The organism is Vibrio sp. Vb0349 (genome assembly GCF_033338975.1).
Window position 1 is genome coordinate 34,537 of record NZ_JAWOTS010000015.1, and the last position, 25,579, is coordinate 60,115.

The 25,579-nt window shown below is 43.8% G+C and carries 20 protein-coding genes; 10 read left to right on the forward strand and 10 right to left on the reverse strand.

Features of this window, described 5'->3' with window-relative positions; all coding sequences use genetic code 11:
• The 4 genes from R7Q47_RS16035 to R7Q47_RS16050 form a co-directional block, all read right to left on the reverse strand.
• Nucleotides 1-741: an ABC transporter permease gene (locus R7Q47_RS16035; protein WP_005378436.1), complete on the reverse strand. Its 741-nt coding sequence runs from the start codon at nt 739-741 to the stop codon at nt 1-3.
• Between the two features lie 81 nt (nt 742-822).
• Nucleotides 823-1,593: an ABC transporter substrate-binding protein gene (locus R7Q47_RS16040; protein ID WP_005378437.1), complete on the reverse strand. Its 771-nt coding sequence runs from the start codon at nt 1,591-1,593 to the stop codon at nt 823-825.
• Nucleotides 1,594-1,676: 83 nt separating this feature from the next.
• Nucleotides 1,677-2,447, reverse strand: coding sequence for an ABC transporter ATP-binding protein (locus tag R7Q47_RS16045; protein ID WP_005378438.1), 771 nt, complete (start codon nt 2,445-2,447; stop codon nt 1,677-1,679).
• Between the two features lie 264 nt (nt 2,448-2,711).
• A complete protein-coding gene (locus tag R7Q47_RS16050; protein WP_017820023.1) occupies nt 2,712-4,187 on the reverse strand; it encodes a hypothetical protein in 1,476 nt (491 codons plus the stop codon).
• A 453-nt stretch (nt 4,188-4,640) separates the two neighbouring features.
• Here R7Q47_RS16050 and R7Q47_RS16055 point away from each other — a divergent pair, with 453 nt between their 5' ends.
• From R7Q47_RS16055 to R7Q47_RS16095, 9 genes are all read left to right on the forward strand, one after another.
• On the forward strand, nt 4,641-6,188 hold the full coding sequence (locus R7Q47_RS16055) for a DUF3360 family protein (protein WP_005378441.1): 1,548 nt from the start codon (nt 4,641-4,643) through the stop codon (nt 6,186-6,188).
• 303 nt (nt 6,189-6,491) lie between these two features.
• Entirely contained in the window at nt 6,492-8,768 is a 2,277-nt protein-coding gene (pflB, locus tag R7Q47_RS16060; RefSeq protein WP_005378442.1) for a formate C-acetyltransferase, read from the forward strand.
• 153 nt (nt 8,769-8,921) lie between these two features.
• Complete coding sequence (locus R7Q47_RS16065; RefSeq protein ID WP_005387855.1) at nt 8,922-9,899, forward strand: lipid A deacylase LpxR family protein; 978 nt, start codon at nt 8,922-8,924, stop codon at nt 9,897-9,899.
• Nucleotides 9,900-10,110: 211 nt separating this feature from the next.
• Nucleotides 10,111-10,851, forward strand: coding sequence for a pyruvate formate lyase 1-activating protein (gene pflA / locus R7Q47_RS16070; RefSeq protein ID WP_005378444.1), 741 nt, complete (start codon nt 10,111-10,113; stop codon nt 10,849-10,851).
• A 154-nt stretch (nt 10,852-11,005) separates the two neighbouring features.
• Entirely contained in the window at nt 11,006-11,671 is a 666-nt protein-coding gene (locus R7Q47_RS16075; protein ID WP_213962629.1) for an energy-coupling factor ABC transporter permease, read from the forward strand.
• Nucleotides 11,672-11,807: 136 nt separating this feature from the next.
• A complete protein-coding gene (locus R7Q47_RS16080; protein WP_017820021.1) occupies nt 11,808-12,308 on the forward strand; it encodes a YfbU family protein in 501 nt (166 codons plus the stop codon).
• 492 nt (nt 12,309-12,800) lie between these two features.
• On the forward strand, nt 12,801-14,735 hold the full coding sequence (locus R7Q47_RS16085) for a PrkA family serine protein kinase (protein ID WP_005378447.1): 1,935 nt from the start codon (nt 12,801-12,803) through the stop codon (nt 14,733-14,735).
• 47 nt (nt 14,736-14,782) lie between these two features.
• Nucleotides 14,783-16,054, forward strand: coding sequence for a YeaH/YhbH family protein (locus tag R7Q47_RS16090; RefSeq protein ID WP_005378448.1), 1,272 nt, complete (start codon nt 14,783-14,785; stop codon nt 16,052-16,054).
• Nucleotides 16,055-16,065: 11 nt separating this feature from the next.
• Nucleotides 16,066-17,625 (forward strand): SpoVR family protein, encoded by a 1,560-nt coding sequence (locus R7Q47_RS16095; protein WP_005378449.1) that lies wholly within the window; start codon nt 16,066-16,068, stop codon nt 17,623-17,625.
• 79 nt (nt 17,626-17,704) lie between these two features.
• Here R7Q47_RS16095 and kdsB read toward each other — a convergent pair whose 3' ends face one another.
• The 5 genes from kdsB to R7Q47_RS16120 are packed head-to-tail and all read right to left on the reverse strand — an operon-like array spanning nt 17,705 to nt 23,668.
• Nucleotides 17,705-18,460 (reverse strand): 3-deoxy-manno-octulosonate cytidylyltransferase, encoded by a 756-nt coding sequence (gene kdsB, locus R7Q47_RS16100; protein WP_047100855.1) that lies wholly within the window; start codon nt 18,458-18,460, stop codon nt 17,705-17,707.
• On the reverse strand, nt 18,460-18,639 hold the full coding sequence (locus tag R7Q47_RS16105) for a Trm112 family protein (RefSeq protein WP_009707122.1): 180 nt from the start codon (nt 18,637-18,639) through the stop codon (nt 18,460-18,462). The genes kdsB and R7Q47_RS16105 overlap by 1 nt, the downstream gene beginning before the upstream one ends.
• Nucleotides 18,620-19,627, reverse strand: a complete 1,008-nt coding sequence (lpxK, locus tag R7Q47_RS16110) for a tetraacyldisaccharide 4'-kinase (RefSeq protein WP_005387842.1) — start codon at nt 19,625-19,627, stop codon at nt 18,620-18,622. The genes R7Q47_RS16105 and lpxK overlap by 20 nt, the downstream gene beginning before the upstream one ends.
• Nucleotides 19,628-19,632: 5 nt before the next feature.
• Entirely contained in the window at nt 19,633-21,381 is a 1,749-nt protein-coding gene (gene msbA, locus R7Q47_RS16115) for a lipid A ABC transporter ATP-binding protein/permease MsbA (RefSeq protein ID WP_186584398.1), read from the reverse strand.
• A gap of 31 nt (nt 21,382-21,412) precedes the next feature.
• The gene (locus tag R7Q47_RS16120; protein WP_213962930.1) at nt 21,413-23,668 is read right to left on the reverse strand and encodes a DNA internalization-related competence protein ComEC/Rec2; all 2,256 of its coding nucleotides are present in this window, start codon (nt 23,666-23,668) and stop codon (nt 21,413-21,415) included.
• Nucleotides 23,669-23,676: 8 nt separating this feature from the next.
• Here R7Q47_RS16120 and R7Q47_RS16125 point away from each other — a divergent pair, with 8 nt between their 5' ends.
• On the forward strand, nt 23,677-24,186 hold the full coding sequence (locus R7Q47_RS16125; protein ID WP_005387834.1) for a DUF2062 domain-containing protein: 510 nt from the start codon (nt 23,677-23,679) through the stop codon (nt 24,184-24,186).
• A gap of 148 nt (nt 24,187-24,334) precedes the next feature.
• Here the strand turns inward: R7Q47_RS16125 and lolE are convergent, their stop codons facing one another.
• Complete coding sequence (lolE, locus tag R7Q47_RS16130) at nt 24,335-25,579, reverse strand: lipoprotein-releasing ABC transporter permease subunit LolE (protein WP_064376276.1); 1,245 nt, start codon at nt 25,577-25,579, stop codon at nt 24,335-24,337.

Here is a 25,579-nt window from a genome sequence, read left to right on the forward strand (position 1 = left end):
TTACCTCGCATGAATACTGAACTTACGCTCAACAAGCTTGAGTAGCCCGGTCGAAACGCTGGTAAAAAATAGAAAGATGAGCGCGACAGCCATGTAAAAGGTGAACGGCATTTTCGTTGTACCTGCTGCCAATGAGCTCATTCTCACCATGTCATCCAGACCAATAATGGAAACTAACGCTGTGGTCTTAAGTAACACTAACCAGTTATTACCAAATCCAGGTAATGCATGACGAATCATTTGAGGAAGTAAGATTCTTCTAAACGATAAAGCAGAACTCATCCCATAAGCTTTCGCCGCTTCTAATTCACCCTTGTCCACCGCCATGATCGCTCCACGAAAAGTCTCCGCCATGTAGGCGCCAAAGATAAAACCAATCGTGAGTACACCAGCTATAAATGGGCTGACATCAATATAATCAGGTAAGTAAGACGTCCATTCATGGTTTGGATCACTCGAGGCAAACCACTCGTTGAGCGTTTCGTTGATGGAGTAAAGGCTGTTATTTAAAAGTATTTGTCCACCAAAGAAAATTAGCATCATCAGAACCAAATCTGGAATGCCGCGAATGACTGTGGTGTAAAGAGTGGCAATCGCCCTTGCCCATTTGTAAGGCGCTAACTTAGCTAATGCGCCAAGCATGCCTAAGACCATGGCGAGAATGAGTGAAAGCACTGCAACTTCTATTGTTACTAAAGCTCCTTTCAAAATCGAAGCTTCGTATCCTTGTAAATCTAGCATAGGTGAGTTCCTAATCCCTAAACTCAAAAAATCGACCGTTGACTACTTCTAGGAACAAGCCAACGGTCGCTTAATTACGTTTTATTCACCGTACACATCGTAGTTAAAGTATTTACCAGCAATTTCTTGGTAAACACCTTTCTCACGTAGTGAAATAATTGCTGCGTCGAGTTTCTTCGTCAGATCTTTGTCTTGTTTACGAACAGCGATACCCATACCTTCGCCAAACCATTTTGGATCGGTTAACGATGGTCCAACAAACTCATAAGCTTCGCCACCTGCTTTGTTGATCACACCCTCTTCTAGAGCAGACGCATCACCTAAAACGGCAGCAATTCGACCATTTTCTAGATCAAGATACGCTTCATCAAAAGAGCCATAACGCACAATTTCAACATCATCGCCGTAGTTGTCAGTTAAGTACTTGTCATGTGTCGTCGCACGTTGCACGCCAATTTTGACATCTTTAAGATTATCAAAATCTAGACCCGCACCTTTCTTAGCGATAAATTTATTTGGGATTTGTGCGTACTTACCAGTGAAATCGACTTTTTTCTTGCGCTCTTCAGTGATAGACATTGCTGCGATGATGGCATCGTACTTACGTGCAAGCAGAGAAGGAATAATACCATCCCAATCTTGAGCGACGATTTTGCACTTCACTTGCATCTCTTCACAGAGTGCATTTGCCATGTCTACGTCAAAGCCTTTTATTGAGCCATCAGTTTCTGTCCAGCTAAACGGAGGGTAAGCACCTTCGATACCAAAGCGAACTGTTTTCCATTCTTTCGCTTGGGCAACACCTGATACTGCCGTTGCAGCAATCGTTGCTGCTAATAACCACTTTTTCATTTCCATACTCCTGTGATTGCTATTTTATTTCGTTTTGTTTGTTGTGTTGGCTTAGGAGGCAATAGTCTGCCGCCTAACAAATATTAGTAAATGGATGAGATAAACTGCTGTAATCGTTCTGAATCCGGGTTTGTAAATAGCTTAGCTGGATTTCCCTGTTCTTCCACTAAGCCTTGATGTAAAAACATCACATGGTTTGATACGTCACGCGCAAACGCCATTTCGTGCGTGACCACCAGCATAGTTCGCCCTTCATCTGCCAAATCTCTCATTACCCCCAGAACTTCTCCTACAAGTTCTGGGTCAAGCGCAGAAGTTGGCTCGTCAAACAACATCACCTCTGGGTCAACTGCTAGCGCACGGGCAATAGCTGCACGTTGCTGCTGGCCGCCAGATAAGTGCCCAGGGTAATAATCCTTACGCTCATACAAGCCTACCTTCTTAAGCAAGACTTCTGCGTTTTCAATCGCTTGAGCTTTTGGCACGCCTAAGACATGAACAGGCGCCTCAATCACGTTTTCTAGTACGGTTAGGTGAGACCAGAGGTTGAAACCTTGGAAAACCATTGCCAGGCGTGAGCGAATACGTTGGACTTGCTTTTCATTAGCAGGAACAGATTCACCTGCTCTGTTGTTCTTCATTTGGATTAATTCACCATTTACCCAAATTTCGCCCGCGGTAGGCGTTTCTAGCAAGTTGATACATCTGAGAAAGGTACTCTTACCTGAGCCGGAAGAGCCAATGATGGAGATAACATCTCCTTTGTGCGCGGCAAGTGAAATGCCTTTTAAAACTTCATTTTGTCCAAATGTTTTGTGCAGGTCTTTTATATCTAGCGCTGGTACATCATTCATGCGCCCTACTCCCTGTGTTTTTGTCACTGCAATTAAGGGACTCCGCCCTCTCTAATTCGGAACAAATTAGCACCGCCCCTTGAAACTTGCAACAAATTATTAACCTAAATAATTCGAATAGAAAGATACGATAGACAAATTAATATGCAATATATAGCAACATATTCTTCAAAAGTTGAATATTAAATATAAAAAAGCCCCTTTCAAAGGGGCTTAATAAATTTACAAAAGTGTTAATTGAAACCTATTCGAGGTCGCAATGAATTAATTAAAACGACTGACTACCAACGAGTTTGAAGTACGTAATGTCACTTCATTTTCTAAGCCTTCTTTTTCAGAAGTAATGATGCCATCTAGGTCTTCATCTAGTTCAGGCTCTGACGCTTCACCATTGGAAAAGAAGCTCATGAAAACTTTAGAATCAATATTACTATCTTCATTCACTACCAAAGCAGTGCGATTAAAATCGTCCGAAGCTGAAACTTTCAAACCGTTAACGGCCGATGTTGGGAAGTTGTAGTAATGCAATTCTGGAACAACAACAGAATCACTATCACTTGTTGTGAAAATGCGATGTGTGACTCTGTAGTCGCCTGAAGTTGCAAAGTAAGCGACACGAGTAAAGCCTTCAGTAGACGATGTTAAGCCCATGTCCAGATCAATCACGGACTCTGCACTTCCTTGCGTTGATACACTTGGTTTTGTGTTCGGCAGGTTATCAATATTTAAGTAAGCACTCGGATCAACGTCAATATCCCATCCGTCAGAGATCGTTTCGTTAAGTAGAGACTCCCAACCATTAACTTGATTCTCTGAGAACGCCATGTATACCCAAGTTTCTTTATTCGTTGCACTAGGGCGATTATATTCAACGGCCGTTTTATCCAGCTTCAACGCGTCATATGCAAAGCCGTTAGTAACAAAGCCAATGTTGAGCGAGTCGTAAGTATAGTCAGAAGACGAATAAATGTTTGACGTATTATCCGCTCTAACTAAGGCTATCTCACCAGTTCCCCACGAACCAATACCATATTGGTAAAGCGCTTTGTCGCTTGAACCTGATTCATACTGAAACAATGCCGTTGGTTCACCTTTAAGCCCCATCAGTTCATCAGTAGGCAACATATCAGGGTTCGGAGACGTGAAAATATCGGTTTGCGAGACAAAGTTGTAATCTCCGCCACCTGATTCAGCGTTTCGGTAATCTAAGTTAGTAAACTTATTGCTTGCTAAGTTACCGCCAGTAAAGCATTTGTTCAAAGAGTCTCGGTTTAGTGCAAAAGTAGCATTACGTAGTTTCTTATCTTGCAAGAACTCTTTTGAAAACGTGTTTACGCGAGCTTCTTTGCCGTTAAATTCTATTGCTTGAAACGTTACAAAGCCGCCGTCAGGGATATCTTCAAGATAAAACTTAAAGTTATCAGTGGTAGGTTTGATAATGTCTCCGGATCTTTTGCCATCGGCATCAGAGTAGTAACCGATAACATAGTTGGTCACTTGCTCTTTTGACGCTGCACTATAGGTTAAAACCGTTTTATCGCCGTTCAGCTCAGTTTTGTGGTCATATACAGTACAACCTTTCGTAGTTGCTTCACTTTCAGTCATTGTTGCTGGTATAGCAAAATCAAAAGTAAACGCAGTTTTCGGCGCTGCACCACCGCCACCGCCGCCACCGCCGCCGCAACCGACCATTAACCCTGAGATGATTGCCACTAGTGGCAGTACTTTAAGCTGTTTCATGTCTTTTTCCTAAACTGAGCGGCAATGATTAGCCAAAAAATTGTCTTTGCTCTGTCCAAAGCAAGAATAAAGCCAGCTTTATATAATCATCGTGAATATTGACATTTAATCTGCATCTCGTGCAAAAGGACAAAAAGTTCTAATTTTATGCAACTTGTGTAATGAAATTACACAAGATCTCCGCATCTCATTCGCATGCCAGAAACTTTCTGTAGTTTTATTTCACAACCATTCTTAAAGTGATCTAAATCAATCACCCTAAATGGCTATCTTGCTAGACTCCTGCCAAAAGATGAGGCTTTTTTTGTGCCTCAACACAATAGGTTATTAGCTATGCTTAGGCACAGTGTCGACGTGTAACAAATCTAACAATAGCTAGCATAAGCGTGCCGCAGGATGCGGATTAACACAATTGAATGAAGAATTCATAACTTTTAAATATATGAGGAATCTATGTCAGACGCAGTTAACAAAACGCACTCTGATTCAGATATCGAGACCAAGAGCTACCGTGAGCTTCATCGTCCAGCATCTGAGTTCGCAAGCCGTTCAGACTACCTAGACCACGAACTACAAATCATGAAGCCACGTCGTTTTGGCTTGAACTTGCCAGGTCGTGACTTCCGCTTTGAGCTTGAAGACCTTGTTCCAGCGCTTGCTGGTACTATCGGTATTATCGCAATGTACTCTGCGGTAATGATGTCTTGGGCTGAAGGTCTTACTGCAGCATGGGACCACGTAAACTTAGGCAAGGACTTTGCTATCGAAGTTGCGCGTGTAGAAATGCTCATCCCTGCACTTCTTTTCTGTGTACTTGCCTCTGGTTTTATTAACCCTAAAGCTAACCTAGCAGGCAACCACGGCCCAATGATCCCTCTTATTGGTACCATCGCTCTTGCTGGTGCTCACCCTCTTGCATTAGCAATTCTCATTGGTGTGTTTGGTTTGATTTTGAGCCTCTTAAAAGGTGGGTCAAAACTGGTTAACCTCACCTCTGAAGGTACGGCTGGTGGCCTTCTTATTTTCCTAGGTTTAACCGGAACCATGAGCCAAATTAACTCTATTCAAGCTTGGGCTGTTGGTTTGCAATCCGATACGGTTGCCGCTGGTAGCATGGGTTACATCGGTCTAATTGTTCTTGCGGTTACCATTGGCTTATACGCGTTCCTTGCTAAAGTGAACAAACGCTGGCTAGCGATCCCTGTTTGTGCCTTCACTGGGCTTGCAATCGCACTTGCTCTTGGCGCAGGCTTCGATATTAAATTCGTAACCGAGACAGGCCTTCCAAACCTAAATCCAATCTACTGGTGGGGTTCCACAGAAGAAGGTTGGATGCTTGGTCTTCCTAATATGGAACACTTCATCGCTTCACTACCATTCGCCATTCTTGCGGTAGCAATGTGGTCACCTGACTTCTTGGGTCACCGTATCTTCCAAGAGATGAACTACCCACGTAAGAGTGAGAAAGTGCTGATGGACGTTGATGACACAATGACAATGTGTTCCGTTCGCCAAATGGTTGGTACTGCAGTGGGTGGTGGTAACATCACATCATCTTGGGGGACTTACATGATCCCTGCTGCAATCGCGAAACGCCCTATTCCTGCTGGCGCCATCTTACTAGGCTCTCTATGTATTATTGTTGCAATCCTTGGTTTTCCTATGGACGTTGCAGTATGGCCTCCAGTTATGCGCGTTGCTCTTCTCGTTGGTGTATCTCTACCACTGCTTGAAGCTGGCATGCAGATGGTGAAGGACTCGAAAGACTCACAAGCAGCAGGTATCTGTATCTTTGGTTCTGCCGTTGTTAACCCAGTTCTAGCTTGGGCACTAACTATGCTTTTAGATAACAACGGTTTAATTGGAGATAAAGAGCGCGCGTCTCGCCTATCATTTGTAGACAAGATTGTGATCCCAGTAAGCGTACTTGTTATCTGTTTAGTTGCTATGCTTGCAGTTGGTATGCTTGAAGGCCAGTATGGCATCCAAGCTTGGCTATAAGCTAGCAGTCCAGAAATTTGTGGGTAGCGCTCGTCGCTACCCCATTTTTATCGAGATTTTTGAGGATTTATTGATTTAGTTTAAGGTTTGCAAAAAAATTTTAGTTTAACCTCTAACTGTTGCTTAAAAAGAGAAACGTTAAAACTAGTGACAATATTTATAGTTTTGTAAATCGAATACGTAAATTTAAGACTATAAATATTGTTATTCATAAGAGTGTACTGTTCCCCTCTTTTATCTGGGGATAGCTGGCTCAACGGCGAAGCAGTACGTATTTTTTTCTACTAAAAAGGTAGGTATGTCATGGCAGAGCAATTTGCTAAAGCTTGGGAAGGTTTTGCTGCAGGCGACTGGCAAAACGAAGTAAACGTTCGTGATTTCATTCAGAAGAACTACACTCCGTACGAAGGCGACGAATCTTTCCTAGTTTCTGAAGGTACTGAAGCGACTAACAAGCTTTGGGCTAAGGTAATGGAAGGCATCAAACAAGAGAACGCGACTCACGCTCCTGTTGATTTTGATACTTCAGTTATCTCTACCATCACTGCTCACGATGCAGGCTACATCGAAAAAGACCTAGAAACTATCGTAGGTCTTCAAACTGACGCTCCTCTAAAACGTGCGATCATCCCTAACGGTGGTATCCGCATGGTTGAAGGTTCATGCAAAGCCTACGACCGCGAGCTAGACCCACAAGTTAAAAAAATCTACACAGAATACCGTAAAACTCACAACCAAGGCGTTTTCGATATCTACACTCCTCAAATCATGGCGTGTCGTAAATCTGGCGTACTGACTGGTCTTCCAGATGCATACGGTCGTGGTCGTATCATCGGTGACTACCGTCGTGTTGCTCTATACGGTATTGACTTCCTAATGAAGGATAAATTCGCGCAGTTCTCTTCTCTACAAGAGCGTTTTGAGAACGGCGAAGACCTACAAATGACAATGCAGCTTCGTGAAGAGATCGCAGAGCAACACCGTGCTCTAGGTCAAATCAAAGAAATGGCTGCAAAATACGGTTGTGATATTTCTCGTCCTGCTGAAACTGCGCAAGAAGCTATTCAGTGGACTTACTTCGGTTACCTAGCTGCTGTTAAATCTCAAAACGGTGCGGCTATGTCTCTAGGTCGTACTTCTACATTCCTAGACATCTTCATCGAACGTGATATCGCGGCTGGTAAGTTAACTGAAGAACAAGCTCAGGAAATGATCGACCACTTCGTAATGAAACTACGTATGGTTCGTTTCCTACGTACTCCTGAGTACGATGATCTATTCTCTGGCGACCCTATCTGGGCAACTGAGTCTATGGGTGGTATGGGTCTTGACGGTCGTACGCTAGTTACTCGTACAAACTTCCGTTTCCTAAACTCACTATACACTATGGGTCCTTCTCCAGAGCCAAACATCACTGTTCTTTGGTCTGAGCAACTACCTGAAGGCTTCAAGAAGTTCTGTGCGAAAGTATCTATCGATACTTCTTCTATTCAGTACGAAAATGACGACCTAATGCGTCCAGACATGAACTCTGACGACTACGCGATCGCATGTTGTGTATCTCCAATGGTTGTTGGTAAGCAAATGCAGTTCTTCGGTGCTCGTGCGAACCTTGCGAAAACAATGCTTTACACCATCAACGGTGGTGTGGATGAGAAGCTAAAAATCCAAGTTGGCCCGCAAATGCCTAAGATCGAAGGCGATGTTCTTAACTACGATGAACTGTGGGAGAAAATGGACCACTTCATGGATTGGCTAGCGAAACAATATGTGACTGCACTAAACGCTATCCACTTCATGCACGATAAGTACAGCTACGAAGCGGCACTAATGGCTCTACACGACCGTGACGTTAAACGTACTATGGCTTGTGGTATTGCTGGTCTATCTGTTGCGGCTGACTCACTATCTGCAATTAAATACGCAAAAGTGAAGCCAATTCGTGACGAAGACGGTCTAGCAATCGACTTCGAAATCGAAGGCGATTACCCTAAATTCGGTAACAACGACCCACGCGTTGATGACATTGCATGTGAACTTGTTTCTGTATTTATGGGCAAAATCCGTAAGCTTAAGACTTACCGTGATGCAATCCCTACTCAGTCAATTCTTACTATCACTTCAAACGTGGTTTACGGTAAGAAAACTGGTAACACGCCTGACGGTCGTCGTGCTGGTGCTCCATTTGCTCCAGGTGCAAACCCAATGCACGGTCGTGACGAGAAAGGTGCTGTAGCATCACTAACTTCAGTTGCTAAACTGCCGTTTGCTGACGCACAAGATGGTATCTCTTACACATTCTCTATCGTACCTAACGCACTAGGTAAAGACGAGGGTTCACAACGCGCTAACCTTGCTGGTCTGATGGATGGTTACTTCCACCACGAAGCGGGTATCGAAGGTGGCCAACACCTAAACGTGAACGTTCTTAACCGTGAAACTCTAGAAGACGCAGTTAAGCACCCAGAGAAATACCCTCAGCTAACAATCCGTGTATCTGGTTACGCTGTTCGCTTCAACTCTCTAACTGCAGAGCAACAAGCTGACGTAATCGCGCGTACATTCACTGAGTCTCTATAAGACTATAGCGAAATAACGTTCTAGTAATACAACAAAGGCTGATGCTAAGTAGCATCAGCCTTTTTTTATTTCTTGAATGAAAGTTGTGATATCGCGAAAGACTTTTGCCCGCATTCTTACGTATGATGCGAAAAAAGTTAGCAAATAAAGTCTATGAGATTTAGCAAATTAATTATTCTTACCCTTCTTTCTCCAGTTGCAATAGCATCCACTAAGTCTACGGTTTCTTTTACCATCGACAACGATGGTATTTTTGGCGTCGATCAAGACTATACGAATGGTGTTTTCCTTTCTTACGCGACAGACCAACTGACACAAGAAAGCCAATGGAAATGGCTGAGTCTAGCTAACTCAGAGCACGCCAATATCGATAAAATAGAGTTGGTTCTTGGCCACAAAATGTGGACTCCAAGCGACATTGAAGCCGATTATCCACTAATCAATGATCGCCCATATGCCGGTTACCTACACACCGAAATCAACTACCTTTCCCTAACGAGTGACAAAGCTGTACGGTACAATTTCACCATAGGAGCTACGGGTGAAAGTTCGCTATCAGAAAAGGCGCAAGAAATCGTTCACGGCATAACAGGATCGACGGACCCTCAAGGTTGGGATTACCAGATTGAAGATAAAGTTGCGTTCAGCCTTGGTTACCGCGTATTTAACAAATTGATGCGCAGCGAAGAACAAAAAACACAATGGGAGATTACCAACATTAACGACATCAATGCGGGTAACTTCCGTAGTGATGTCTCTCAAGGCGTCATGTTTCGTTGGGGTACAAACCTAGCGAATAGCATCGGAGCCGCCAATATCAGCGTCGAAAGCCCTTTCTCAGCAAGTATGATCGCTCAGAACACGTCGAGTTGGTTCTTGTTCACCGGGTTTGAAGGTCGTTACCGCTTTAATGACATGACTATCGAAGGAGATCGTCCTGGCATTCCTGAACCGTCAGCGCCATACGACGTCACACTGCAAAATTGGCAAGCAAGTGCCGTCGCGGGGGTATCTTGGTACAACCAAAATTACGGTGCAAGCATCACCTTTACAATTAAAACACCGGATTATGAAGAAGCCCAAACCGATGTTTATGGGACAGGCTCGTTCTCCGTGTTCGCCTTTTTCTAAAAACTGGATTATCCCAGCATCGAAGTCAATCTAGATACACGGCAAGTTCTCGGGGTAGGTATTAACCACCTCGTGTTCAAGCGTTTATGTAGATTGGCTCCATCTATTTTCTTTCTTCAAATAACCTTGCCTTTAGTACCGACAAAGCTGTTTTAACCCTGCTTTTTGTAATAAAATAACAGCTAGAATTTACTAGTAATGAGAGCAAAAGATGTCAACAGCTGGTCGTATTCACTCATTTGAGTCATGTGGTACCGTAGACGGACCTGGTATTCGATTTATCGTCTTCTTGCAAGGTTGTTTAATGCGCTGTAAGTATTGCCATAACCGCGATACTTGGGACACGCATGATGGCAAAGAAGTCACGGTTGAAGAAATCATTTCCGAAGCGAAAAGTTACCGCCACTTCATGAATGCATCAGGTGGTGGCGTTACTTGTTCTGGCGGCGAAGCGATGCTTCAACCGGAATTCGTACGTGATTTTTTCCGCGCAGCTAAAGCCGAGGGCATTCATACATGTCTAGATACTAACGGTTATGTTCGTAAGCACACTGATGTTATCGATGAAGTACTGGATGCAACAGACTTAGTCATGCTTGACATCAAACACATGAAAGACGAAGTGCACCAAGATCTCATCGGTGTATCCAACCGACGCACATTGGACTTTGCTCGTTACTTGCAAAAAATCGGAAAGAAAACATGGATTCGCTATGTCGTCGTGCCTGGTTACACAGATGACCCAGAAGCAGCACACATGCTTGGTGAATTTATTAAAGACATGGATAACATCGAAAAGGTCGAGTTACTTCCTTACCACAAATTAGGGGCTCATAAGTGGGAGGCGTTAGGCTTAGAATACCCACTCGAAGGCGTAAACCCGCCACCGAAAGAAACCATGGATGAAATTCAATCCATTCTTGCTCAATACAACGATAACGTAAAATACTAAGTGAACCGCAAGACTAACCTCTTTAAAATACCAGCTTATTGCTGGTATTTTTTTGATTATATCTAAGCCTTATCAGTGAGTTTCTCTGCGGTCATTTAGGTATAAAAAGAACGATAGAAATGATTGCGTCATGTTCGCATAGGAAGGAAGTAACATGGATTTGTTTAACTTAGGCTCTCTTGTTGTCTCAATTTGGATAGTAGTAGTCTACTGCCTACCAGATTGGAAAAAAGTTGTTTGGCCCAAACTGGAAAAAGAAAAAGGATTTCAGCACCTCGTTTTTGCAACGCTCTTCTTTTTCAGTATTTTATGGGCCGCTCAAGCAGGTGTAAAAGAAGGATTACAGATTCATTTTCTTGCACTAACAACGCTGACGATGATGTATGGTTGGCGCATGGCATTTCTAATCAGTATCCCTGCAATGCTGGTCAACCACCTACTACATGATGTGTCCTTGCTACTCTTACCCACGTCGTTAGTTCTATCTGCCCTAATTCCGATTTTCATTAGTTACTTAGTGTTTCTTCTGAGTTACCACTACTTACCACGAAACATTTTTGTTTTCATCTTCGTTGCTGGATTTTTCAATGGCGCGATAACAGGAAGTCTGCACCTCATCATTAACTCTTTTTATCACCTATCAGTTGGTCACTACGATTGGGAAACCATTCAACATAACTACTTTGTTTTTGTGCCGTTGCTCGCCTTTCCAGAAGGTCTATTAAATGGTATGGCACTGGCGGTTTTAACCGTATTCAAGCCAGAGTGGCTGAGAGTATTTTCAGACCGAGACTACATATACAATCATTACCATAAATAAGTGTTTTCAAACTGGTCAAAAGTGACAGTTCTTGCCATTTTTTAGTATTAAATATGTGTTGAGATCATGTTTCACTCATGTCTTAAGCGTTAACCTAAGCACATTAAAAATGTATTAGATATCTAGTGAGGTCACCATGGAAATGTCAAACGCTCAACGTTTGATTCTATCAAACCAATACAACCTTATGTCTCAACTTGATCCAAGTAATGCGGCCAAATACAAACGCTTACAAACGATCGTTGAACGTGGTTATGAACTACAAATGCGAGAGTTGAACAAAGATTTCGGCTGCCTCTCAGAAGCAGAGTGTCGTGAGATCATCGACGTTATGGAGATGTATCATGCGATGCAAGAATCTTACAACATGCTAGAAGATGAAGATCGCAGCAACGTAGATCAGCGCCGCTTGAAGTTCTTGGGATTTGATATTGCTTCAGAAGCGCAACAAGTACATTACGTACGTTTTCTCATCGATTCTGAAGGTTTGTACCCTCAGTTTGACAAGGCAGATCATCACTTTAACAGCCAAATGCCGATGCTAGATAAATACCGCCGTATGCTGCAAACTTGGCGTAACTGCCCTCGTCAGTATCATTTATGTGAAAACGAACTAGCGCAAATCTTCAGCGCATAAAATGGTCGTCTAAGATGAGGAGAGCGCCCGCTCTCCTTGTTATTTACCCTGTCACAAACTTATCTAAGACTTTGCTCTCTTCCTACCTCTTTCACTTGCCTTGCTCAATGTAGAACAACGAATCACTGAGACTCTTCTGTCTTTGCCAAATATTTGATTTCTATTGCACCTATTCACGACATAAATTCGTCCTTAATAAAAGAGTGATTCAAATGTCACTTTTACAATAAATTCATAATTGTTAAGCAAAATTGCAAATCCCCGACTAGGCTTAAGTAGAGAAAGGCTGTGATTGAAAAATTCATATCCACCGCTCACCGTTGTAACGAAAAAACCGTCCATAAAGCAAAGTCTTTGGTGTTGCCAATCTTACATTCTGTACGAACCAAATGTGATAACAGGACGTATATTCAAACAACAACGAGCATAACTGTTGGTGGAAAGCCTGAATCAACGTTCGTCGGTAGACTGACTATTAAAGGGGAAAGCGACATGAGTATTTTCGACCACTATCAATCAAGATATGAAGCTGCAAAAGATGAAGAGATGTCGTTACAGGAGTTTTTAGCCCTGTGTAAAGATGACAAAAGCGCTTATGCTAATGCAGCAGAACGCCTACTGATGGCGATTGGTGAACCAGAGATAATCGATACGGCAAAGGATCCGAGACTAAGCCGAATCTTCTCGAATCGTGTTATCTCTCGTTATGAAACCTTTAAAGACTTTTATGGCATGGAAGATGCCATAGAACAAATTGTGTCTTACCTAAAACATGCGGCGCAAGGCCTAGAAGAGCGTAAGCAGATTCTTTACCTACTTGGCCCTGTAGGTGGCGGTAAGTCTTCGCTTGCAGAAAAGCTTAAGGCTCTGATGGAACAGATGCCTATTTATGTTCTTACTGCTAACGGCGAACGCAGCCCAGTGAATGACCATCCGTTCTGCCTATTCAAAGCCACAGAAGATGGCGATATTTTGAAAAAAGAATATGGCATCGAGCACCGTTATCTTCGCTCGATCATGTCTCCTTGGGCCGCTAAACGTCTTCACGAGTTTGGTGGTGATATCACCAAATTTAAAGTAGTGAAAGTACGCCCTTCTATCCTTGACCAAATCGGTATTGCCAAAACTGAACCAGGCGATGAAAACAACCAAGATATCTCATCATTGGTTGGTAAAGTCGATATTCGTAAGCTTGAACACTATTCGCAAGACGATCCAGACGCTTACAGCTACTCCGGTGCGCTGTGTAAAGCAAACCAAGGTTTAATGGAATTCGTTGAGATGTTCAAAGCACCAATCAAAGTGCTTCACCCGCTGTTAACAGCAACGCAAGAAGGCAACTTCAACGGTACAGAAGGCCTTTCTGCGATTCCATTCGACGGTATGATTCTGGCTCACTCAAACGAATCTGAGTGGCAGACCTTCCGTAACAACAAGAACAATGAAGCGTTCTTGGACCGTGTTTATATTGTGAAAGTACCTTACTGTCTACGTGTTTCAGAAGAAGTCAAAATCTACCAAAAACTTCTTGAAAACAGTGAGTTGTCTCAAGCCCCTTGTTCACCAAGTACGCTCGAGACTCTGGCACAATTCAGTATTCTTTCTCGACTTAAAGAGCCTGAAAACTCGTCCATCTTCTCTAAGATGCGCGTATACGACGGTGAAACGCTGAAAGATACGGATCCAAAGGCAAAAAGCTATCAAGAGTATCGTGATTATGCTGGTGTCGATGAAGGCATGAACGGTCTCTCAACACGTTTTGCCTTTAAGATTTTGTCACGCGTATTTAACTTCGACCAAACCGAAGTGGCAGCCAACCCTGTACATCTATTCTATGTGATTGAACAACAGGTTGAGCGCGAACAGTTCCCTGCTGAAACAGCAGAGAAATATCTCGAGTTCTTGAAAGGCTACCTAGTACCTCGATACGTTGAATTTATCGGTAAAGAGATTCAGACCGCTTATCTTGAGTCTTACTCTGAGTACGGCCAAAACATCTTCGACCGATATGTCACCTATGCAGACTTCTGGATTCAAGACCAAGAGTACCGAGATCCAGAAACTGGTCAGCTATTTGATCGCTCTTCACTGAATGCTGAGCTAGAGAAGATCGAAAAAACAGCTGGTATTTCTAACCCGAAAGATTTCCGAAACGAAATCGTTAACTTTGTGCTTCGTGCGAAAGCGAATAACAATGGTCAAAACCCGGTTTGGACCAGCTACGAAAAACTGCGCACAGTAATCGAGAAGAAAATGTTCTCCAATACCGAAGAGCTACTTCCGGTTATCTCATTTAATGCGAAAACCTCTTCTGAAGATCAGAAGAAGCACGACGACTTTGTCGCTCGCATGATGGAAAAAGGCTATACCGAGAAACAGGTTCGCCTACTTTCTGAGTGGTACCTACGAGTACGTAAGTCATCCTAACCCAGTATTGAGTTAGGTCGCTTGTGAAACATGAAGAGGGCTATTTCATGGCGCAATTTATAGACCGAAGGCTCAATGGCAAGAACAAGAGCGCTGTTAATCGACAGCGCTTCTTGAAGCGCCACAAAGAGCAAATAAAAGAGTCGGTAGCAGACGCAGTGAATCGACGCTCGATTACGAATACGGAAACGGGCGAAGACGTCTCTATCCCTCACAAAGACATCAATGAGCCTATATTTCATCAAGGCAAAGGTGGTGTTCGAGAACGAGTTCATCCCGGTAACGACCAATTCATTACTGGTGATAAAATTGAGCGTCCCAAAGGTGGCGGTCAAGGTAGCGGCTCAGGAGAAGGGAACGCCAGTCCAGATGGAGAAGGCCAAGACGAATTTGTATTCCAAATATCAAAAGATGAGTACCTCGATATTTTGTTCGAAGATCTCGAGCTGCCTAATCTAGAAAAAAACCAAATTGCCAAAATCACAGAATGGAAAACGCACCGTGCAGGCTTTCAAACTGCCGGTATCCCTTCCAATATCGCCGTAGTACGCTCTCTGCAACAATCTCTTGCGCGCCGTACTGCAATGACTGCTGGTAAGAAACGACTTCTTAAAGAGTTAGAAGACGAACTTGCTCGCATCAAAAATATTGAACCTGCTCAGCAGTTTGAAGAGAACCGCTTGAAGGCTGAAATTGAAGAACTGCGCAAGAAAATCGAAAGCGTGCCGTTCATCGATACCTTCGACTTACGCTTCAAGAACTATGAGAAACGCCCGGTACCATCGAGCCAAGCGGTAATGTTCTGTCTAATGGACGTATCCGGTTCGATGGACCAGGCAACGAAAGACATCGCAAAACGCTTCTATGTTCTTTTGTACTTGTTCTTAACTCGTACCTACGAGAATGTCGAAGTCGTCTTTATCCGCCACCATACCCAAGCGAAGGAAGTGGACGAGCACGAATTTTTCTACTCACAAGAAACCGGGGGTACCATTGTATCTAGCGCGCTCAAGTTAATGGATGAAATAGTAAAAGAGCGATACCCGATTGGTCAGTGGAACATATATGCAGCTCAAGCATCCGACGGTGACAACTGGGCAGATGATTCGCCAAGATGCCGGGATCTGTTAGTGAACAAATTACTTCCAAACTGTCAGTATTACTCTTACATAGAGATCACGCGGCGATCGCACCAAACTCTATGGCATGAGTACGAAAAACTCACTGAAGAGTTTCCTAATTTCGCAATGAAAAACATTCGCTCTGTGGAGGATATTTTCCCAGTCTTTCGTGAACTATTCCAAAAAGAAACGGCGTAAGGAGGCTAGCGATGAATACCGCAACGAGAAACCTCTCAGGAGAGGCGCCTAAAAAGCGTAACAGTAAAGTGTTGCCAGATGGACCAGATTGGACATTTGAGCTGTTAGAGCGATACCACAAAGAAATTAAGCGTGTCGCGGAGCATTATCGCCTAGACACTTACCCTAACCAAATAGAAGTGATTACTTCAGAACAGATGATGGATGCCTACTCAAGTATCGGCATGCCAATCAATTACAACCACTGGTCATTTGGTAAAAAATTCATTCAAACAGAGCAGAACTATAAACATGGTCAAATGGGGTTAGCCTACGAGATTGTGATTAACTCCGACCCTTGTATTGCTTATTTGATGGAAGAAAATACGGTAACAATGCAAGCACTCGTTATAGCGCACGCGTGTTACGGCCATAACTCTTTTTTCAAAGGTAATTACCTATTCCAAACGTGGACTGACGCCAGCTCTATTATCGACTATCTGCTGTTCGCCAAAAAGTATTTAGCCGAGTGTGAAGAACGATATGGCGTAAAAGAAGTGGAAAAACTGCTCGACTCTTGTCACGCGTTAATGAACTTTGGTGTAGACCGCTACAAGCGTCCAGAGAAAATCTCAATTACAGAGGAAAAAGCAAGACAAGAAGAACGCGAAGCATACCTACAATCTCAAGTTAATGAGCTTTGGCGCACGGTACCGACAGCCAAGACGAAAGAGGAAGACATTAAAGAGCGATTCCCAAGCGAGCCTCAGGAAAACTTGCTCTACTTCTTCGAAAAACATGCGCCGTTGCTAGAGCCGTGGCAACGTGAAGTTGTTCGGATCGTCCGTAAGATCAGTCAGTATTTTTATCCGCAAAAACAAACGCAAGTTATGAATGAGGGCTGGGCAACGTTCTGGCACTACACCATACTCAACCATCTTTATGATGAGGGCTTGGTGTCTGAAAAATTCATTCTAGAGTTCTTACATAGCCACACCAGTGTCGTGGCTCAGCCGCCTTATAACAGTCCTTACTTTAATGGCATTAACCCCTACGCGTTAGGCTTTGCCATGTTCCGAGATATTAAGCGTATCTGTGAAGAACCAACTGATGAGGACAAAGAGTGGTTTCCAGACCTAGCAGGAACCGACTGGTTAGATGCAGTGCATTTCGCGATGCATAATTTCAAAGATGAAAGCTTTATTAGCCAATACCTTTCTCCGAAATTAATGCGTGATTTCAAGCTGTTTGCGATCAACGATGATGATCATAAGAACTTTATTGAAGTCGCTGCGATACACGATGAGATGGGTTATAAACGCATTAGAGAAACCTTAGCTGCTCAGTATAACTTATCTAATCTTGAGCCAAACATTCAGGTGTTTAATGTCGATGTCCGTGGTGATAGATCGCTTACGTTGCAGTACGTTCCTCACAACCGCATCCCACTTGATGATAGTTACGAAGAAGTTCTAAAGCACGTGTACCGATTATGGGGCTTTGATGTCATTCTCCAAGAAGTGAAAGACACCGGTCACCGAGAAGTGTTAGCAACCTGCCCTAAACGGAACCAATACGACACTAACATTTAACTAATACCGCGATACAAGTAAAACAAAAAGGCTCCTAATTCAGGAGCCTTGTTTATTCTTAAATCTATATGAGCATTTGTTACGCTTGCTTTGCAACAATCGCGCGCACGGCTTCTAGGTCTTCGGGCGTATCAACCCCTGCCGCTGGTGCTTCTTTCGCTACCGCCACATGAATTTTTTCACCGTACCAAAGCACTCGCAGTTGCTCAAGACACTCAATCTGCTCTAATGCACTTGGTGCCCAGTGGACATACGTATTAATGAAACCAGCTCGATAAGCATAAATACCAATATGACGCATTAATGGGTTGGCAATGGTTTTGTCTTGTTTAGCAAAGTTATCGCGATCCCAAGGGATGGTTGCTCGACTAAAGTACAACGCATAGCCTTGCTCATCTGCGACAACTTTAACAGCATTCGGGTTGAACACTTCCTCTTCCGAGTCTATTTCTACAGCTAACGTCGCCATCGGGGCTTCACACCCTGATAAGTTATCAGCAACCTGACGAATGATGGACGGCGGAATCAAAGGCTCATCCCCTTGCACATTAACAATAATGTGGTCTGACGGAATAGCCATCTTTTCAACAACTTCTGCAAGACGCTCCGTACCTGATTCGTGGTGGGGAGAGGTCATACAAACTTTACCACCAAATGACGAAACCGCTTTCGCAACACGCTCGTCATCAGTTGCAACGATGACATCTTCCGCACCCGCTTGTAGCGCTTGTTCATAAACCCACTGAACCATAGGCTTACCACCAATATCCGCTAGCGGTTTACCAGGCAAACGGCTCGATGCGTAGCGCGAAGGGATGACAACCGTAAAAGACATTAGCGTCCCTCATCCATGCTCATAGCGCGAGCTTCAGGCTCTAGCAGAACTGGAATACCCTCTTTGATCGGGTAAGCAAGGCGATCCAATTTGCAGATCAACTCTTGATTATCTTTATCGTACGTCAGCTTACCTTTGCAAACAGGGCAAGCTACAATCTCAAGTAGACGGTGATCCATAAGCCGCTTTAACCTCTTTTATTCTATTTAAAATTTGCTCTGCATCGTTTGATTCAAACTGGGCAGATACAGGCAGATACCACCAATTATCTTGCGCATAATGGCTGCACTTGACGGCATCTTTCTCGGTCATAATCACATTGGTCCCTTGTTGAGCCAATGCTTCTAATTCTTGTTGATCAAAGTCTTGATGGTCAGCAAAACCTTTTGTAACTTTAACATCTGCGTTCATCGAGTTTAGTGTATGAAAAAAACGCGGAGGATGCCCAATGCCCGCAAATGCGACGAGATCTTTCAACTCCGAGACATCCACATGTTGCTTAGTCTTAAGATTAATAGCTTTAGAGGGTGCTAAAGCCATTGCGATTTCGCCCGTATGAGCTTGACCGCCATTGGTGATGGTAAAGTCGACTTCTTTAAGTCGCTCAATACCTTCACGTAAAGGACCTAATGGAATCAGGCTTTCATTACCAAACCGGCGATTCCCATCCACAATCACTAACTCAATATCACGGCCTAACGCATAATGTTGTAATCCATCATCCGTAATTATGATATCCACATCCAAATCTAGCAGTGCTTTCACAGCATTTGAACGCACAGGATCTACCGCAACAGGTGCTCCTGTACGGCGATGAATCAACTTAGGTTCATCGCCACAATGCTTCGCTGGCGTATCTTCTTTTAGCACTAACGGATAGGCAGGAGCCTTTGCCCCATAACCACGAGAAACAACCCCCGGCTTAAAGCCCATTTGCTGTAGTTGCTCAACAAGCCACACAACAACTGGTGTTTTACCATTGCCACCAGCAGTGATATTGCCAACCACAACAACAGGTATAGGCGCATTATAAACTTGCTTGCGGCCAGTTTGGTATTGCTTTCGCTTTGACTTGCTTATCGCTCCAAATAATAAACTCAGTGGCCACAAAAGCGGCCACAAGAGATATTTTATTGGATGGTTTTCAAACCAGATTTTTTCAATCACCGCGCTTATTCACCAAACTGAATACGGTGCAATTGTGCATACGCACCATTTTTCTTAATAAGCTCAGCGTGGTTGCCACGTTCAATGATGGCACCATCATCAACCACAAGAATTTCATCGGCTTTCTCGATTGTGGATAAGCGGTGCGCTATTACAAGTACCGTTTTGTCTTTTTGCAGCTCATCAAGTGCAGCTTGAATAGCTCGCTCGGATTCGGTATCCAAAGCCGAAGTTGCCTCATCAAGAATCAGCACTGGAGCATCACGCAATAGAGCTCGCGCAATCGCAACACGTTGGCGTTGACCACCAGACAAGCTAGCACCATTTTCACCAATCATGGTATCAAGTCCATCATCCATTTTGCTGATGAACTCCATCGCATGCGCGAGTGTTGCCGCTTTCTCGATATCACTGCGCTCATATTGGCCATCCGTTGCGTACGCAATATTGTTTGCTATCGTGTCATTAAACAAATGAACATTTTGCGATACTAGTGCAAATTGCTGACGTAAATTCTTTAGCTCGTAATCACGAATATCATGCCCATCTAATGTGATAGATCCACTGTCAACATCATAGAAGCGGTTGAACAAGTTCGCGATGGTACTTTTACCTGAGCCAGAACGGCCAACTAGCGCCACCGTTTTTCCTCTTGGAATATCGAAGCTGACATTTTCCAATGCTGGTTTTTCTGCACCAGTGTAAGTAAAGCTTACGTTTTTAACTGAAACATCGCCATTTGCGCGTTCAACTGTCAACTTACCTTCGTTTTTCTCAGGCTCGAGGTCAATTAACGCGAAGAGCGTTTGGCTCGCGGCCATACCACGTTGGAACTGAGAAGTAACGTTAGTCAGCGCTTTAAGTGGGCGCATCAGACCAAACATTGCAGAGAAGACAACAGTAAATGTACCTGGAGTCAGTTGCTCTTTAATCGAATCAATACTTGCTAAATAAAGAACGGCAACAATTGCAAGTGATGCAATCATTTGGATGATAGGGTTAGCCGCCGCTTGAGCCGTCACCAACTTCATGCTTTGTTGACGCATTTGGTTGCTGACTTTTTCAAATCGTTTACGTTCGATGTCTTGGCCGCCATAGCTCAACACAACTTTATGGCCTTTCAGCATCTGCTCTGCTGATGCAGTTACGTTACCCATCATGGTCTGCATATTTTTGGATATTTTTCTAAAACGTTTAGAAACAACACCAATACCCCATGCCACAACGGGAGCAACAGCAAACAGCACTAGCGACAATTGCCAGCTGTTGTAAAACATCAAGACTAACAGACCAATGATACTTGCGCCTTCACGGACAATGCTCACCAACGCTTGGCTAGTTGCCGCTGATACTTGCTCTGAGTCGTAGGTTATACGCGACAATAAGTTGCCCGTCTTTTCCTTATCAAAGTAAGACACTGGCATATGCATAAAGTGATTGAACACCATGCGACGGACTTGCATAACTACGTTGCCAGATACCCAGCTCAAACAGTAGGTGGAGACAAATCCACTTATGCCACGGATGAACATCATGGCAAAAATAATCAATGGAAGCGTGCGTAAAAAATCAGATTCAGCGTTCCCAAAACCTTCATCGAGTAGTGGTTTTAGCAGGGAAATCATATAGGTATCTGATATGGCATTAATAACTAATGCAATGACTGCAACGACAAGACCTGACTTATAAAGGCGAATAAATTGCCATAGACGCTTAAACGTCTGCCAAGTCGTTTCATCAGTATTTATCGACATAGAAGTGCTTTATTTTCTTACATTAAGACTCTCATTCTACTCCCTTACGCAGCATCTGCCTATACCAAGGCTCAAATGTATCGCTACGTTTGGTTTCTGAGTGCCAATTATCACGGTGAATAAAGAAGCTTACCTGACCACCCTCACCAGTATCAAGCCAAGTAATGCCAAGCTTTCGGTATGAAGCAACGACATTTTCCGCTGGCATTCCCCATCGATTGTTTTTTGCTAAAGAAGCAACCGCCACACTCGGGCTCACCGACTCGATAAATCGAGGATTCGATGAACTTTTACTCCCGTGGTGAGGGACTAGCATCACATCGCTTTGTAACTTTCCGGGTTCTCTAAGCAAAATCCACTCGCTAATGGCCTCAATATCACCAGTAAAAAGCATACTAAAGTTAGAAATAGGGTCAGTAAGTCGTAATACACAGGAGTGCGGATTATACGCGCGTTGAACAAGTGCAGGAGGCCAGAGCACTTCCATGTTTAATCCTTGCCATTTCCATTGGTCGCCTCTAGTGCAAGGCTCATATTCGATAAAGAATTGACTACTAAGTTTACGTTGTGGAGAAAAGGCATCTTCAATGAAAAAGCGGCCGCCTGCGTGATCATTATCGGAATGGCTTAGAATCAGTGTATCTATGCTTTCATAACCTCGTTGATGCAAAACCGGAGTGACGACCTGCTCTGCGATACTGCCGCTTTGCCATGCTTTACCAGTGTCATACAGCAACACCTTGTCGTCTTTTTCTACAACCACTGCAAGGCCATGACCTACATCTAATACATCGATACGCCAATGCGGTTCATACTCCGATGCAAGCTTGATACTAATAACGATGCCGAGTAACAAATACCACGCGTACTGAGACATGAACCGTTGAAATATTAAGCAAACCACTATCGCCATAACCAGCATTGTCATTTCCATGCTAATAGGTTGCCAAGAACCTATTGCGTACTGTATTGACGTGCTCAATGGCTGTAATGACCAGTCCACCAAATGCCACAGAGGCTTCGCTATCATTTCAAGAAACAAAGATGAGAACAGGGCTAGAAACATCAAAGGTACAACGATAAATCCGAACCAAGGAATAAATACCAAGTTGTAGGCTATTGAGGACAAACTAAAACCGGAGAAGAAATGGCCACTAACAGGTACGATTAAAGCGCTCAACATCAATTGAGTAAGCAATAACGCTTTTAATCGCGCTTTCCAACCTCCCCTTTGATGTCGAATCAAATTAATTGCGAACAATACCGCACAAACGGAGAGGTATGATAACCAAAAGCTCATACTGTAGGATGTAAAAGGTTGGACAAGCAGTTGTAGAGATACTGCAAGCAAAAGAACTCGCCAAGAAGTCCAGTGCACCAGAGTATACTTCTGGAGAACGTAAACAACGCATACCGACACTGCTCGCGTAGTAGGCAGAGAGAAATCCGCTAACCAAGCGTAGGCAACAGCGAAGATCAGCCCATATAAGCTAGGTAACAACTGGTATTGGGGTAATAGATAACGAACGGTACCGCCCACGACTAGCCCAAAAGTAAACGCCATACCAATATGTAAACCAGAAATGGAGACCAAATGCAGTAAACCACTGTCCCTGAGCGCTTGCCAATCTTCCTTAGACAACCAAGAACGGTCAGCAAAAACTAACGCACTTATTAACGAGAAATGATGAAGGGAAGACACATCATCAGCGACATCGGCAATAATGGATTGACGCAGAGATACATTAGAACGAACAATCCACTTAGCATCTTTGTTAACAACCGCTCGGGCGATAATATTTTTACCCATCGCGTGCTTTTCAGCATCAAAGCCAGCTTCGTTGCGTAGACCTGTAATCGGCTTTAACGAGATGGATGTCGTAAACTCACTGTTAACATCGAGTGGAAAAGGCGTAATAAGACGGATTTTAGGTTTAAGAAAAGGTAACAGAGTTTGAGAATTTACCGCTTCTATCGCGACAATACCTTCATAACCGTGACTTATTTGCGTAAAAGGGCTGTCAACTTTACCAATTATGGTAATATTCTCCCCTGCTTGAAAAAGGGCTTGTCTCTGAGACTCCAATACATTGCCGTGGACGATGACAACCATAAAGCCCGCAATTGCGCCTATGCTAATTAAGCCACGACGTAATTTGATTATTGAGCCAGTGGTTATTATTCCCAGCAGCAACCAACGCCAATCTGGTATTGTCGGCCACCAAGCCGACGAGATTACGCTCGCTACAAATAACGCCAAGGTCCAACTTTTTTCTGAGAGAGTCATGCTGTCCTATGCCTAGAAAGCTGATAAAACGCTTCATGCCAGATCATGAATTGATCAAACGCCAAAAAGCATTGAAGGTCTTCGGCAATGTGTTGTACAACCCGAACTTGTGGTGCTTAAACCGCCGCTCGGCATCAGGGGCTTTTGCTGTCGGGTTATTTATGGCTTTTGTTCCGCTGCCAAGCCAAATGATCATGGCCGCTGGCTTGGCCATTATGTTGGGTGTCAATCTGCCCCTCTCCGTCGCTTTGGTATGGATCAGCAACCCTATCACTATGCCTGTGCTATTTTACTTTGCGTACAAGCTAGGTGCTCTAGTGATGCGTCTTCCCCCGCAACCTTTTCATTTTGAACTATCGTGGGAATTCATCATGCAGCAAATGAGCACCATTGGACCTCCATTTCTATTGGGCTGCGCAATTTGTGGGGTTGTATCCGCGATTATTGGCTACTTCGGAATTCGAGGGCTTTGGCGCTACTCCGTGGTACGGAGCTGGCAAAAACGCAAAATAAGATAAGACCTTACTGCGTAAAAATCAGCATTTGAGCTATCAGTTGAGGGGCATCTAACAGTTAGAATGAAACGCGATGTTACTCAAGTCGGATAAATACAAAAAAGGACCGAATTCGGTCCTTTTTGTTTTTCGCATATTGTAAAACAATCAGCTATTTAGAACTCAGTACAGCCGCCGGATTCAACCTTGCGGCACGAGAAGCAGGATACCACGTCGCAAGTAAACTAAGCACTATCGCCGTCACTGACACCAATGCGACATCTGGCCAGTGTAGTTGTGATGGTAAGAAGTCAACAAAGTAAATATCACCCGATAAAAACTGATGACCAATTAAGCTCTCTAACCCTTTAATTAACGGAGTCAGGTTTAACGCCACTAAGACACCGATAACACTGCCGACGAGACTGCCAAATACACCAGAGAATACACCTTGCCAAACAAAGATCCGTTTGATTAGGCTATCTTTTGCTCCCATTGTTCGCAAAATTGCAATTTCCGCCGCTCGGTCTTTCACTGCCATCATCAACGTAGACACAATATTAAAACATGCCACGCCAATCACCAGTACCATCACCAAGTACATAATGGTGCGCACGAGCTGAATATCGCGATACAAAAAACCAAACTTTTGCTGCCAGCTTTTCAAATACACGTAAACATCAACCATGCTACCAACCTCGCGAACAATAGAAGGCGCATTGAGAACATCGTCAGTTTTTAGTGAAATGCCAGTGACCCCTTCCCCTAACCTCGCGTATTGCTGCGCATCCGCTAATGGTACTAACGCTAGAGAGTGGTCGATTTGGCCATTCAACGTTAAGAACCCTGACACCTTCACGCGCACACGCTTAGGAGCCTGCACTTTATTTGCGCCGCCTGTTTGCGGAATCATTAACGTAACGTAATCCCCCACGGCGACATTTAGCTCGTTTGCTACACCTCGGCCTAAGATCACTTGCTGCTGACCGGCATAAAAGTTTTGCCAAGCTGCTTGGTCAATAAAATTCGATAAGCTCGACACCGCTTGCTCGAAAGTAGGCTCTACGCCACGAACTTCTATCGCTTTTAGCTTACTGCCTTTTTCTGCCAAACCCGTAAAACGAACGTACGGTGCTGCCGCGACAACATGTTCATGTTTTAGAGCTTGATTCATCGTTTTGGTGTAGTCATGAAGTGGTCCATTAACACCTTCTAACTCGCCGTGTGGGATCACAGACAACACACGCGATTGCAGCTCGCGCTCAAAGCCATTCATTGCAGACAAACCGATAATGATCACAGCAACGCCAACCGCAATACCAATGGTCGAAGAAAGCGATATGAAAGACACCATCTTGTTGCGCTTTTTCGCTCGACTGAAGCGACCACCAATCATCAAAGCTAAAGAGGTAAACAA

What these genes read in the sequence shown, in the direction of transcription:
- msbA (WP_186584398.1), bottom strand. Translation starts at nt 21,381, where the DNA reads ATGTCGATAAATACTGATGAAACGACTTGGCAGACGTTTAAGCGTCTA.
- R7Q47_RS16090 (WP_005378448.1), top strand. Translation starts at nt 14,783, where the DNA reads ATGGCGCAATTTATAGACCGAAGGCTCAATGGCAAGAACAAGAGCGCT.
- R7Q47_RS16045 (WP_005378438.1), bottom strand. Translation starts at nt 2,447, where the DNA reads ATGAATGATGTACCAGCGCTAGATATAAAAGACCTGCACAAAACATTT.
- pflB (WP_005378442.1), top strand. Translation starts at nt 6,492, where the DNA reads ATGGCAGAGCAATTTGCTAAAGCTTGGGAAGGTTTTGCTGCAGGCGAC.
- R7Q47_RS16085 (WP_005378447.1), top strand. Translation starts at nt 12,801, where the DNA reads ATGAGTATTTTCGACCACTATCAATCAAGATATGAAGCTGCAAAAGAT.
- R7Q47_RS16095 (WP_005378449.1), top strand. Translation starts at nt 16,066, where the DNA reads ATGAATACCGCAACGAGAAACCTCTCAGGAGAGGCGCCTAAAAAGCGT.
- R7Q47_RS16075 (WP_213962629.1), top strand. Translation starts at nt 11,006, where the DNA reads ATGGATTTGTTTAACTTAGGCTCTCTTGTTGTCTCAATTTGGATAGTA.
- pflA (WP_005378444.1), top strand. Translation starts at nt 10,111, where the DNA reads ATGTCAACAGCTGGTCGTATTCACTCATTTGAGTCATGTGGTACCGTA.
- R7Q47_RS16120 (WP_213962930.1), bottom strand. Translation starts at nt 23,668, where the DNA reads ATGACTCTCTCAGAAAAAAGTTGGACCTTGGCGTTATTTGTAGCGAGC.
- R7Q47_RS16035 (WP_005378436.1), bottom strand. Translation starts at nt 741, where the DNA reads ATGCTAGATTTACAAGGATACGAAGCTTCGATTTTGAAAGGAGCTTTA.
- R7Q47_RS16065 (WP_005387855.1), top strand. Translation starts at nt 8,922, where the DNA reads ATGAGATTTAGCAAATTAATTATTCTTACCCTTCTTTCTCCAGTTGCA.
- kdsB (WP_047100855.1), bottom strand. Translation starts at nt 18,460, where the DNA reads ATGTCTTTTACGGTTGTCATCCCTTCGCGCTACGCATCGAGCCGTTTG.
- R7Q47_RS16040 (WP_005378437.1), bottom strand. Translation starts at nt 1,593, where the DNA reads ATGAAAAAGTGGTTATTAGCAGCAACGATTGCTGCAACGGCAGTATCA.
- R7Q47_RS16055 (WP_005378441.1), top strand. Translation starts at nt 4,641, where the DNA reads ATGTCAGACGCAGTTAACAAAACGCACTCTGATTCAGATATCGAGACC.
- R7Q47_RS16125 (WP_005387834.1), top strand. Translation starts at nt 23,677, where the DNA reads ATGCCTAGAAAGCTGATAAAACGCTTCATGCCAGATCATGAATTGATC.
- R7Q47_RS16050 (WP_017820023.1), bottom strand. Translation starts at nt 4,187, where the DNA reads ATGAAACAGCTTAAAGTACTGCCACTAGTGGCAATCATCTCAGGGTTA.
- R7Q47_RS16105 (WP_009707122.1), bottom strand. Translation starts at nt 18,639, where the DNA reads ATGGATCACCGTCTACTTGAGATTGTAGCTTGCCCTGTTTGCAAAGGT.
- R7Q47_RS16080 (WP_017820021.1), top strand. Translation starts at nt 11,808, where the DNA reads ATGGAAATGTCAAACGCTCAACGTTTGATTCTATCAAACCAATACAAC.